Annotated in this window: 9 protein-coding genes; 5 read left to right on the top strand and 4 right to left on the bottom strand. The window is 42.8% G+C overall.

From position 1 onward, the window contains the following. Positions 1–127: 127 nt before the first annotated feature. The 5 genes from R8P61_06790 (at position 128) to R8P61_06770 (ending at position 7,112) form a co-directional block, all read left to right on the top strand. Positions 128–1,615, top strand: coding sequence for a sulfatase-like hydrolase/transferase (locus R8P61_06790; protein MDW3646748.1), 1,488 nt, complete (start codon positions 128–130; stop codon positions 1,613–1,615). Positions 1,616–1,620: 5 nt separating this feature from the next. After that, a complete protein-coding gene (locus R8P61_06785; GenBank protein MDW3646747.1) occupies positions 1,621–3,237 on the top strand; it encodes an alkaline phosphatase D family protein in 1,617 nt (538 codons plus the stop codon). Between the two features lie 54 nt (positions 3,238–3,291). Then, positions 3,292–4,608 (top strand): hypothetical protein, encoded by a 1,317-nt coding sequence (locus R8P61_06780; GenBank protein MDW3646746.1) that lies wholly within the window; start codon positions 3,292–3,294, stop codon positions 4,606–4,608. 103 nt (positions 4,609–4,711) lie between these two features. Further along, positions 4,712–6,172 carry an NAD-dependent succinate-semialdehyde dehydrogenase gene (locus tag R8P61_06775; protein MDW3646745.1) on the top strand — a complete coding sequence of 487 codons (1,461 nt, stop codon included), beginning with the start codon at positions 4,712–4,714 and terminating at the stop codon, positions 6,170–6,172. Positions 6,173–6,197: 25 nt separating this feature from the next. Further along, complete coding sequence (locus R8P61_06770; protein MDW3646744.1) at positions 6,198–7,112, top strand: GIY-YIG nuclease family protein; 915 nt, start codon at positions 6,198–6,200, stop codon at positions 7,110–7,112. Here R8P61_06770 and R8P61_06765 read toward each other — a convergent pair. The 4 genes from R8P61_06765 to R8P61_06750 all read right to left on the bottom strand — a co-directional run bounded on the left by R8P61_06765 (position 7,109) and on the right by R8P61_06750 (position 12,664). Further along, positions 7,109–7,918: a hypothetical protein gene (locus R8P61_06765; GenBank protein MDW3646743.1), complete on the bottom strand. Its 810-nt coding sequence runs from the start codon at positions 7,916–7,918 to the stop codon at positions 7,109–7,111. The two genes, R8P61_06770 and R8P61_06765, sit on opposite strands and share 4 nt — an antisense overlap. A 111-nt stretch (positions 7,919–8,029) precedes the next feature. Next, the gene (locus R8P61_06760) at positions 8,030–8,551 is read right to left on the bottom strand and encodes a hypothetical protein (GenBank protein ID MDW3646742.1); all 522 of its coding nucleotides are present in this window, start codon (positions 8,549–8,551) and stop codon (positions 8,030–8,032) included. 133 nt (positions 8,552–8,684) lie between these two features. Beyond that, positions 8,685–9,077: a VOC family protein gene (locus R8P61_06755; GenBank protein MDW3646741.1), complete on the bottom strand. Its 393-nt coding sequence runs from the start codon at positions 9,075–9,077 to the stop codon at positions 8,685–8,687. Positions 9,078–9,292: 215 nt separating this feature from the next. Continuing rightward, positions 9,293–12,664 carry a helix-turn-helix domain-containing protein gene (locus R8P61_06750; protein MDW3646740.1) on the bottom strand — a complete coding sequence of 1,124 codons (3,372 nt, stop codon included), beginning with the start codon at positions 12,662–12,664 and terminating at the stop codon, positions 9,293–9,295. Between the last annotated feature and the right edge of the window lie 191 nt (positions 12,665–12,855).

Genomic DNA, 12,855 nt, shown 5'->3' with positions numbered 1-12,855 from the left:
TGGGATTTTTAAGGTAGAAGCAGATAAATATGCCTTGAATTGAGGCAATCTTTTCACATTTTTTGGTCAAAGGAAGCTACATTGCTTATCTTCTGATCTCTACATACTACTCTACTACTGCGAAACAATGAATACCTCTTCATTTGCTAAGCTTTGTCTTTTCCTTGTCCTGAGCTTTTTCATTTTTCATAGCTCACTGCTGGGTCAGAACCAACTATCCGAAGAGCAAAAGCCGAATTTTATTTTCATCGTGGTAGATGATATGCGATGGGATGAATTTTCGGCTGCCGGCCATCCCTATCTGCAAACCCCTCACATTGACAAACTAGCTAAAGAAGGCGCAAGATTTACCCATGCCTATCACGTTTCACCTTTATGCTCCCCCAATCGGGCGAGTATGCTTAGCGGACAATATCCCTCCACCCATGGGATCATAGACAACGTGGCCCGAAACAAGGCAAGTCACCAACTCAACTTATTTGCTAAAGATTTACAAAAGGCAGGATATACCACCGGTCATATAGGAAAGTGGCATATGGGAAATGATCCGACTGCCAGACCGGGATATGATTATTGGTCCTGCCTTCCAGGTCAGGGCAGAACACTGAATCCCATTTTTTATGAAAATGGGGCATTTGATACGATAAGTGGATATGTCACAGATGTAATGACAGATAAGGCCCTTTCCTTTATAGACAATCATAAGGAAAATCCCTTCTTTTTGTACATCGGCCACAAAGCTATACATCCCGATTTGAGGCAGCTCGACAATGGCAAAGCCGACCCAAATTATCCGGCAAGGTTTATTCCCGCTCCGAGACATGAAGGGAAATACGCAGGTAAAAATTTTGAAAAGCGAAAAAATGCCTTAAATGATTATGCAGCCATTGATAGTCAAACGGTAATAGGTGGAACGCTGGTCCAAAAGACAAAAGCCGAAAATCGCATTGGAAGAGGGGATAATTTGATGGACGATTTTACGAGACAATCGACAATCCAGGCACGTTCAGAAATGCTCCTGGCAGTGGATGATGGCCTCGGTAAAATCCTGACATACCTCAAGGATCATGATCTTTATGAAAACACCTTCCTGGTATTTACCAGTGATAATGGATATTTTTATGGAGAACATGGATTGAGCGTCGAGCGAAGATTACCCTATGAAGAGGCCATTCGGACGCCTTTACTCATAAGCTATCCCAAACTCATTCAAGCGGGAAGCATCATCGATGAATTTGTCCTTTCGATTGATTATGCAGCCAGTTTTATAGAACTGGCAGGTCTGCCTGCAAAAGCTTCTATCCAGGGAAAATCTCTCCTTCCCCTTTTTCAAAAGCCAAATGAAGCAAATTGGAGAACATCCTTTCTGGTTGAATACTATAGCTATGAGAATCCTATGCCCTGGCTGATCAATACTGATTATAAGGTCATACGCTCGGGAGATTATAAATATATTCACTGGATACGGCATCCAGAGAAAAATGAGCTCTACAATCTGGCAGATGATCCGTTTGAATTAGAAAATCTTGTAAAGCAGAAGGATAAAGGGCCTCTTATAGAAGAGCTAAAAAAAGAACTCGTCAGACTCATTGCAAAAGCACATGCTATTTATTAATTGAAATGAAGAGAAGCACTTTTATCAAATCCAGCTTCGTCCTAGGAACAGGAATTTCCCTGATCGGTTGCCTGAATGAGGAGAGCTATACAGGCCCAGGTGAAAGCAATTGGCATGCGGGAGATCTTGCGCACATTCTCCCTACCCTCAACCACAATCGAATGCTTATCTCTACCTCTTTCAAGAGAGTAGTAAAGACCCCCATATTGAAGGTCGGAAATATGTCATTCGAAGGTCAAATGAGGGATAGCAAAGGCCTGTTTTGGGCCTTTGATTGTCAGGGACTGGAAGCAGAAAGGACTTATGAGTTACAGATATTCGAACAGGGGCTGGCCCTTTGTGATAGTTGGCCCTTGAAAACCTTTCCCAAAACAGATGCCGATCCAGATCACTTGCGATTGATGATCTATTCCTGTGCTGGAGGCCATCCCAAAGTTCAGGATATGCTTCCGGTTCCTGATGAGGAAAAGGAATCTCCCGATCATTTCGCCCGAAAAAGAGTCGAACTCCTCCATCGAGGCCTGAGTTTGAAACCGGATGCCCTGATCATTATTGGAGATACCGTCTATTGGGATTTGAATGGCAATGGAAAGAAACGATTAGGCACTATGCAGGACCCAAGAGCCATTGAGCTTGCGGGCAAATTTGATGAGAGCCTTCCAATCCTGGGAACGGAGAATGAGGAGGTATTGAAAAAAGTAGTTAGTCCCCAAATCATTGATCTTTATGGAACGGCTTGCCGATCTACGCCTATATTTATTTTCAATGATGATCACGATTATTTTGAAAATGATGAAGCCAATGATGCCATCATAACTTTTCCTCCAAAAGCTTTCCAATTGGCCCTTGGAAGGATGGTTCAGCAAATGTATTTCCCCGAGTTTTTGCCGGATGAAAATCGTCCCTTGGACTTGCCGGGTTCAGGAGCCAAAGATCGCGTGGAAGCGAGTTCAGAAGCTTTTGGAACCCTCCGATATGGAAAACTGGCAGAACTCTTGATGTATGATTGCCGAAGATTTGTAGACCTAAACGGAACAAAAGCTATTTTCATTCCCGAAGCTGCAGAAAACTGGCTAATCAAAAGAACCCAATCCCAGGACATCAAACATTGCATACATGTGCCTTCCACACCCTATGGATGGTCAGCAGGAAAATGGCTGGAATGGTATCCGGATATACTTGGGCAGGATGGAGTTCTTCATGATGATTTACCCAAATTTATGTGGAAAAGAGGATGGCAGAATCAGCACAATCGCATACTTTCAGCTATGCATGAAGCCAAATTCAGAAGCCCCGTAACGATCAGTGGGGATCTGCACACTTTCGCATCTGGCAGAATGTACAGAAATGGAGATCTTGACTTCGAAAGCAATCCCATACACGCCCTTATTGCAGGCGCTTTAGGTTGTACCGTCTTTCCCTCTACCTTCCGAAAAATCAAAGCCTCCACCCCAAATTCGATCCACATGGAAGAAGACTTTGAGAATGTCGAGGAAAACGGATTCTCTATTGTAGATATCGACAGCCGGAAAGTCCAGGTGAATATGTATAAATATCTTTGGAGCAGGGATGATCTGGATGAAATTAAGGAACTGGAGGCTTTCCAAAAGCTTTCAACTTAATTTCCAAAAGAAGATATTGCCTTTCAGTATCCGTACCTACAAAAGCTAAATAACGTGAACGATACTCAAAACAACTGGAAAAATCGCCTCAAAAGCCTGGGCCCCGGTCTCCTTTTTGCCAGTACCGCCATTGGAACTTCTCATTTAGTTCTATCCACACGGGCAGGAGCTCATCATGGTCTGATATTTATTTGGATCATTCTGGCTGCTCTTATCCTCAAATATCCTTTCTATGAATTTGGTCCTCGCTATGCCAATGCAACAGGTTATAGTTTACTCAAAGGATATAAAGATCAGGGAAAATGGGCGGTGTTAATCTTCCTCGCAATGATATTCGTGAGCATGTTTGCGGTTGTAGGTGCAGTCGGAGCTGTAAGTGCAGGGATTTTGAGTACCATGTATGGCATGTCCGGGATTCCTCTCCCCGCTTTGATGGGGAGCATATTTGTGTTTACCGCTGCTCTCCTGCTTATCGGAAGATACACTGCACTTGATAATTTCATTAAGCTGGTATCCATTGTCCTTTTCGTAACCGTAGTAACTGCATTTCTGGCCGTAGTTTTCAAGGGGCCCATAGAGAAAGCGCCGGATTTCACGCCCAATAATCACATCTTCGAAGGAGCAGCTCTCCTTTTGATGGTGAGTCTCATTGGTTGGATGCCATCGGGTATGGAAACCTCAGCCATGAACAGCATTTGGGTGGTGGATAAAAGCAGAAGCACCAATTATCGACCTAGCCTGAAAGAAGCTCTCTTCGATTTCAATCTGGGCTATGGGTTCACCGTAATTCTTGCCTTGATGTTCCTGACGATTGGGGCCTTCAGCGTTTATGGCAGCGGGCAATTGCTGGAAGGGAATTCTACACAGTTCTCCAATCAATTATTGGCAGTTTTTACAGCAAATTTGGGAGATTGGGCCTATCCGATTATGGCTATTGCGGCATTTGGAACCATCTATGGAACCCTAATCACAGCCTGGGATTCTTTCGCCCGTAGTTTTGCTCGTGGACTTCGAGCTTTCAAGTATGAATTGAAGTTTGAAGAAACGGAGGGCATTTTGCAGCCGATTTCTGATGAAGAAGGCGAGGCCTTTATTAGCCGCATGTACAATTTTTTCATCATCCTGATAGGATTAGGAGGATTTCTATTATTTACCCTTTTTCAGGGAGGCATGATCGCGATTTTGGAAGCTGCTACTACCCTATCCTTTCTCACCGCTCCTCTAATAGCCTTTCTTAACCTGCGTGCCATTCAAAGCAAAGAAGTTCCTGATTCTCATAAAGCTCCTCAATGGCTTATGGTCCTGGCTTATGTGGGATTAGCCGCTATGTCTGGCTTTGGGATTTATTATGTGATTCAACTTTTCAATTGAGGATTTAACATTTTCTCAAGACTAAAGACAAAATCCATTATTTTGGTTCTGCATTCATACCCTACAAAGAGGTTTACCTACTAATTCTATTTCCAAACTCATTATGCTAGAACTCAGAAATTACTCCCTTTTTAAGAATCAGGCTTATATAGATGGAAAATGGGTAAATGCCAGAAAGGGTCGAACTTTTGGGGTAGCAAATCCCTTTGATCAACAATTGATTGCGAAAGTCCCGGATTTGGGAGTGATCGAGTGTAAACAAGCCATTGATGCTGCATACAAGGCCTTTGAGGTCTGGAAAGAATATGCAGCCGGAGAACGAGCCCAAATTTTGAGAAGATGGTATGAGTTACAAATGGAAAATCTGGATGATCTGGCAAAACTCCTTACCATTGAGCAGGGCAAACCACTAGCGGAAGCCAAAGGTGAAATTCGTTATGGGGCCAGCTTTGTGGAATGGTATGCTGAGGAAGCAAGAAGAATCTATGGTGATGTGATTCCGGGCCATGGCCGAGATAAGCGAATTACTGTTATCAAGCAGCCTGTAGGGGTAGTGGGAGCTATTACTCCCTGGAATTTCCCCAATGCCATGATCACACGTAAAGTCGCTCCGGCTTTGGCAGCAGCTTGTACGGTGGTGATAAAGCCTTCTGAGCTCACCCCTCTATCGGCTCTTGCTTTGGCAGAATTAGGAGAACAGGCAGGTTTCCCTCCAGGTGTTTTGAATATCATTACGACCCTGGACGCTCCTGCTATTGGGGAGGAATTGACCAGCAATCCCAAAGTCAAAAAAATCTCCTTTACCGGCTCGACAGCTGTGGGGAAAATCCTTCTAAAACAATCTGCCGACTTTGTAAAAAAGGTCTCTCTGGAGTTGGGAGGAAATGCTCCTTTCATTGTCTTTGAGGATGCGGATATTGATGCAGCGGTAGAAGGTGCGATTGCTTCTAAATTCAGAAATGCCGGACAGACCTGCGTTTGTTCTAATCGGATCTTCGCCCAGGCTGGCATTTACGATGAATTTATTCTAAAACTATCCACCGCTATCTCAAAACTCAAGATGGGAAATGGACTGGATGAAGGAGTAAATATTGGACCAATGATTACCTATAAAGCTGTGGATTTTGTAGATAAGATCGTAAAAGATGCCAAAAGCGGAGGAGCCAACATTATGACGGGAGGAAAAGTCTCTCCCCATAATTCTCTCCTCTACGAACCTACGCTCATTACTCATCCATCGAAAGATATGATGCTCTTCAATGAGGAGATTTTTGGTCCGATTGCTCCCGTTTTTTCATTCGATACAGAAGAAGAAGTCATCAAACTTGCCAATGATACCCAATATGGCCTGGCTTCTTATTTTTATGGAAGAGATTACGCAAGAATCTGGCGAGTTGCAGAAGCCCTGGAATACGGTATGGTTGGCATCAATACAGGTATGATTTCTACGACCGTAGCCCCTTTCGGAGGAATAAAGGAAAGCGGCATCGGAAGAGAAGGTTCTAAATACGGCATTGATGAATTTGTGAACATGAAATACATGTGCTGGGGGGGAATTGAATAAAAACTCCTTTTAAAACACAAGTCAGATGGCAACAGAAGTTTTTCTCCCCTACGGACTGGATGATAATGACCAAATCGTTCACATCTCTCAGGTAGAAAGCGGCAGCTCTCTTTTGTCTTGTCCCTTTTGTCAGGCCAAACTCATTGCAAAAAAGGGAGAGATCCTGACCCATCATTTCGCACATACAGGACATACATGCAAAAGCATTGAAAAAGGAGGTCTGGATGAAATTGTTCCTGCTATTCCCTTTTACACAGATTTTTATGCCAGCCCACTTAGTGACACAGAAAAGAGAGCCCTGAGAATCCTATACGATCAATTTGCCTTAGAGCCTTTTCATCGCAAAGGGCAGAAAAACTCTGCCTTTCACCTGCTATTCCAAAACGACATACTGAATCTTCACAAGGTATGGGAGCGATTAGTTGAAAGCCGGCATCTGGAAGCCTGGGGAAATTGGCATCGTTTTACTCAGCAAGCCAAAATTGGATTGGGTTTATTATCGGTAAATGAGTTTTCAGACTTACAGGCCCAAAAGCTCAAAGATTTCGAGTATTTCCTCCGCACAGGAAAAGAAGCTATTGATATTATACGACTGAAAGTTTTTGAGAACATCAAATCAAGGCTTCTTACTGCCCGCTTGTACTGCATCCATATTCCGTCAAAAAAGAAGGATACAGCGGCCTGGAAGATTGGCATTACTACACGTACAGCCAAGGAGCGCCTTCAGGAATTGAAAGCCGTAATTAAGCATCACTTTGGAGAAGAGAGGGCGGCAAGAAGCAAAGTCGTTTTCGAAAAAGAATCCTATGGGAGGTTGGAAGCCTATATAAAAAAACGCTTTGCTGATTCCCGAATTCCGGTTGAATTCAAGGGGCATAGCTATACCGAATTTTTCGCTGATAAAAATATGCTGAAAGAGGTCAAAAAATTGAAGACTTAGTCTTCATTTGAAAAAGCTCCTACCCGCACCAAGTCTACAAAGCGCTTTAGCAAATTTTGGGCTTCTGTGGTATCATTTCTAATACTTGATGCATCAAGGAAGGCCTGATGATTGTAACCGTATTTTTCATCCTCCGGATGCCCTTTCCGTTTCGGGAAGTAGTGCTTTCTATACATCATGGGTTTGATTCGATCGAAAAGATCTGAACTGGAGATTTCCGGATGGCCCTGAAAGGCATAAAAAGGTGCCCCCTTAACCTTAAAGGCCTGCAGCGGAATACCTGCTTCATAAGTATCGGAGAAATACAAAAGTTCTGTTCCCGGAGGAGGCTGTTCAAAATATTTGATATGGCCACAGACGATAGGCAAAGTCGAAGAAATGGGTGCCAGCAAAATATCCTTCTCTGCTGCTGGAGCTTTTTGGATACCAATTACTCCCAATTCATGATTATCCAATTTAGCCAGGGTTTCTCCCCCCAGCATATCACCAGCAATGACAAAGCCTCCACAAGACAAGAATGCAGGTATCTTTTTATCGATAGCTAATTGCATGCTGGCTCGCAGGTTCTGGATGAAAGGAAATTTTTCTTTTGGCCAACTCAGTTCCTCTGGTTCATCTTTAGAAATCCCACCTATGAAGAGCACATCATAATTGAGCAAACTCAAAGGATCAAGGTCCGCATGTTCATACAAATCCACGAAATCTACTTCGGATTCACTCAATCCCGTATAAGTCAGGTACTGAGCACGCTCCACCTCTCTACTAGGATCATCTGTCCCTCTCATTTGTAGGATCAATGCTTTCATTTAAGGAGTTTATCTTGGGTCCAAAATGTTCCAGAAAAAACAGGCTTTATGCAATTGCATAAGGCCTGTCAAAATTAGGAACTTATTCCTAACAATTTATTTAGCTTTTCCCTACCCCTCAAGGAGCCAGCCGACATAGGCAATCTTCCACTTTCCGTCGACCTTCTCCAGTATCCTCGTTTCGCGGCTTAAGCCAGGCATATCCATACTTTCATCGCCTGTATCTTCTCCGTATTGGTCGAAAGTAAGCCAGGCAACTTCATTGAATATTCTAATGTTCATGTTCTTTCTGATGACATCGGTAGCTGTTGGATTAGGTTCCGGACTTGCTACCATATGAGCTTTGGTTCTTTGGGCACGTTCTTCCCAGCCTTCTACCACTGTTACGCCTCCATCTTCCCACCAGCCCATGGTTCGTACATGAGAACCCTTTACCCAGCAGTCGGCATATCGGTCAAAATCCTTATCCCAGAATCCTGCAGATTCTTCATTGATAACTTTTAATATTGCGGCTTTTTCGTTTTCATAATCGACTGAAGGGAGGGAATCTGTGCGAGCTTCCATCTTTTCTACAGGCGTACAGGCCATTTGGAAACAAAGGCTGAGGGCTAAAAATATGATGAATTTGTTCATTTGATTTTGAAATTATTTTCTAAAAATTTGGCATAAGTATTCCCTGCTACAAAGAGCTTCTCTTTGTGGGATTGGGCCTGGTCTTATGTAAGTTGAATAATCCTTGTTTGAGATTTAGGAATCTCCTTTTGTACTAGATTGAATAAAATTCCCAGGAGATACGATCCGGATCTTTGAAGGCGATATAATCTTTTTGAAGAGTTTCATCGAGTTTGATACCTGTATTCTCGATGCTATGCTCTTTGAGGGCCTGGGCAACCCTTTCCAGTTCATCCCGATCATCACAAGCGAGCGCTATATGATCCAGACCTACCCGAAAAGGATTGAAAGAATCATCTTTCGCCACCTTGCCTTCAGGTCCTTTTAAAGCAATCGCTGTATTTCCTGCAAAAAATATGACCAACTCAGGCTGATCCAGGGCAGCTTTAAAGCCCAGCTTTTTCAGGTAAAAGTTTTTTGATTGAGCCATATCACTTACTCTAATGGCAACGTGATGTACCCCGGGTGTTTTAATTTCGATTGGCATGTCCATAGGTGTGATAATTACAGTTTATAAAAAGTGGGCATTGGCCCTTAAGCTTCATTTTTCTCGAGCTTGGGCCCAATATTGCCACTTCTGATACATAGGTCAAGGGACATGCAATCCCCGTCCAGTAATTGCAATACTCGTCCAGTAAAATGATGAATTTGTCCAGTTTCCAGGCGAAGGGCACATTTCTCAGGCATTCAGAGAAGATTTCTTCAAGAGATATATCCCATCTGCTTTTGATATTCACGAGGGGTCATCTTAAAGTTCTTCTTGAAGACCCGATAGAAGTAATCTGGATCCTTAAATCCGCTGTCATAGGCAACAGCAGCAACCGTCAATTGTGGATCTTTGAGTAGTTGTTTTGCTTTTGCTAAACGGATATCACGGATAAAGCTGCTGATTGATTTGCCAGATGCCGAGTGGAGTTTTCGGTGTAATTGAGAGTGGCTATAGCCCGCATCTTTGCAGAGTTCAGATACAGAAAAGTCAGGGTCTACCAATCTATCTTCGACAAGCTGACGAATCTTTTTCACGAAGGAGTCTTCAGCTTCTTCATTTCCTACTTCCTGAAGTATTGGAGAGGCATCTTCTCTTGGCTTTTGTTCCTCGGATTGCTTTCGCAGCCAATTTTCCAATCTAGAGTTTATATGTGCAGCTCCGAATAAATCTTCAAACTCATGTTCCTCCCAAAGATCTCTGGCAGACTTATCCATTTTTGCAGGTAAAACTCCGCTTATTTCCAGCAAATGGGATTCTATAGAAGATTGAAAGCTTTGGAATTGAAATTCGCCCAGTTTTCCCGCATAAAAATCTGCCAGAAGTAAATATTGCAGAGATTTTTCAGGGGCTTCTTTCAGACATTGATGGCTTTTGCACAGATAAGCCTGCATAAGCAATTCATGCGCTTGCATATGTCTGGCCAGTTCTATTGCGGTATCCAAGTATCCCATGACAGCAGACACCTTATTGATCTCCTGGTTCAATTGACTCAGGCTAATGTAAATGCTTGCTTCCCCAAATTTATCAGAGGCTTTGCGGAAGAGTTCCAATCCTCGATTCAAATAATTATTAGCCTCCTTGTATTCTTTCGAAGCTATACTCCTCTTTCCTAAATAATGATTACTGCTTGCTACTCCCCATACATCTCCAATCTTTTCGAATTGTGTCAGGCAATGCTCAATAAGGATACTCCTTGCTTGTCGATATTCCTTTTGTTCAAGGGCAAGCTCAGCTTTTATTAAATGGGTAAAGGCTAATAGTTGTTGGCTCTTAAGTTCTTGAAAAAGCCCTATACTTTGTTCAATCAAATTTTCAGCCTCAAAGTATTTCCCCAATTTCAGACATACCCTCGCTAAACAAACATTGGCAAAGGCTTCTCCTCTTCGGTTGTCATACTTTTTTTGTATTTCGAGTACTTTTCTTTGGCCTTTTTCTGCTTCTTCAAAAAAGCCTCGGTAATGAGATATCCATGAGATATTATTTTGGGAAACCGCCTGTCCGAGCTCATCTCCGAGCTCTTCAAATATCTTATTTGCTGATTCTGCATAAGAGAGGGTAGATGCATAATTCCCCACTCTCCATCCAGCCCAGGCTACATGATTCATTGCACGTGCAATCTCTTCTTTATTCCCCAAACTTTGGGTCAATTCGAGAGAGAGCTCAAAGTATTCCTTCGCCTTCAAATAGTCTCCCAGATTATGAGAAAGAGAACCTGCTCCCTGAAGCAGCTTCGCCCTGGTAGCTTCTTCTTCCACTTCCAGAGACATTAGAGCTTCAACCATATTCAAGCCCTCTCTTAGGTATCCCCTGTTTATATGAAAGGGCCAAAGCTGAGCCCCCATTTGTGCCGCTGCGAGAGGTAGATGCTTGATCAGCCATTCCAGAGCTGCAGAGAGATTCTGATATTCGGCATCCATGAGAGAAGTCCACTTTATTTGCTGCTCTGTTCCCAGCTTTTGGATAGCTTCCTCCGTAAATTTCATGAAATAGTTTGCAAAATCATTCTGATAGCTTGCCGCCTCAGGATTTGTCTCTAATTGCTCCAATCCATAATCGCGTATAAGTTTTAGCATGCGAAAACGAGGAACAAGATCCACTTCCTTTCCTTTTACAATCAGACTCTTATTGATAAAAGATTCGACTACCTCCAATGAATCGACATCTGGACAAACAGCCTCCAGAGAATCAAGGGTAAATCCTCCTTGAAAGAGAGAAAGCCTTTGGAAAATAAGTTGTTCCTCTGCATCTAAGAGATCATAGCTCCATCTGACGGTATTTTTTATGGTTTGGTGCCGTGGACTTACATTTTTTGTTTTGGTTTTTAAAAGGGCATTGTCACCTTCCAGCTTCATAAATATTACCCTGGGAGAAAAAAGTTTTAGCCGAGCAGAGGCCAACACTATGGGTAATGGAAGTCCTTCTAGGAAATGGCAAATCTTGACGACTGCTTCGGCATTTTCTTGAGTAAGTTGAAAATTTGGAACAGAAAGTTGCGCTTGCTGTACAAATAGATGAATCGCTTCAAATTGAAGTAATTCATTTGGACCGGGAAAAAGTAAGGGATTGGGGCGATTTAGACTGCCCAGCGTAAATTCAATTTCCTCTGACAAAGCCAGGATTTCACGACTGGTAACAAGAACTTTTACTCCGGGGCAGCTTTGTACGATGTTTTGTATGGCAAGCCCTGCTTGCAGAATTTGCTCCAAATTATCCAGGATCAATAATAGCTGCTTGTTTTGTAGAAACTCAATTACCACTTCCAACCAGGTCCCATGGAAACTTTCTTTTAATCCCAACTGATTGCCAATGTGAAGGGGTACTTGTGTGGGATCATTTAGGCTGTCAAGCGGGACAAAGCATACCCCATGACTAAAATCTTCTGCTTTCAACTCACCTACTCGACTCGCCAGGCGAGTTTTGCCCATCCCACCCGGACCCAGGATTGTAATCAATCGAGTTTTTTCATCATCCAGTAAATCACATAAGGATTTTACTTGATGATTCCTTCCGATAAATGAATTTGAATAAGCAGGTAATTCTAAAATCCTGTTTTTGTTCTCGAGCTTCCCACCTAAGTCCTGAGAAAGGGGTACATAAAGCCCCTCAGCTTCTACTGCAAATACCTCAATTGACTGAGAGACATTTTTAAACTGAAATTCCCCTAAATACCTAAGATCAATATCAGAACGATTGCTTAACTCAGCTTGAATTTTCCCGGAAAGCAATACACTTCCAACTGCAGCCAAAGATTCTATTCGAGAGGCTACATTTACGGCATCTCCGATAATTTCTTCCTGATCAAATATGATCTCTCCCAGGTGGATTCCGATCCTGACGGGTATTCCTTCCGCTTGGAAAGATTGTTGCAATTCAATTCCGCAACGAACCGCCTGGTAAACAGATTTAAAGGTACTCAGGGTCCCATCTCCATAATATTGTAAAATTTGCCCCTGATAAGTATTGCTGTGCCGATTGAAGATCGAACGATGAGCGTTCCGAATTTCTCTGGCATTTTCCTCGTCCTCCTGCATCAATGCAGTATAACCTGCAATGTCAGTAAACATTATGGCTGCGAGGGTACGCATACGGGTGTGAAGCAATTAACAATGGTTTCCTAGGCAATAATAAACAAAATACGAAATCTTATCCCCATTTCACATACCCGAATGATTTTCAGGCATCTAAACTGAAAGCCTGATCAGAGCAATATCCCCTAATCAGGCCTTTTTTAAAAAAGTATGATTAATCGCAAAAGCGATCGATAATGTTCAGCTTT

It is taken from the genome of Bacteroidia bacterium (assembly GCA_033391075.1).
Lineage (GTDB): Bacteria > Bacteroidota > Bacteroidia > J057 > J057 > JAWPMV01.
The sequence above is the reverse complement of the archived record's forward strand: the minus strand, read 5'-3'. Positions and strand labels throughout refer to the sequence as shown.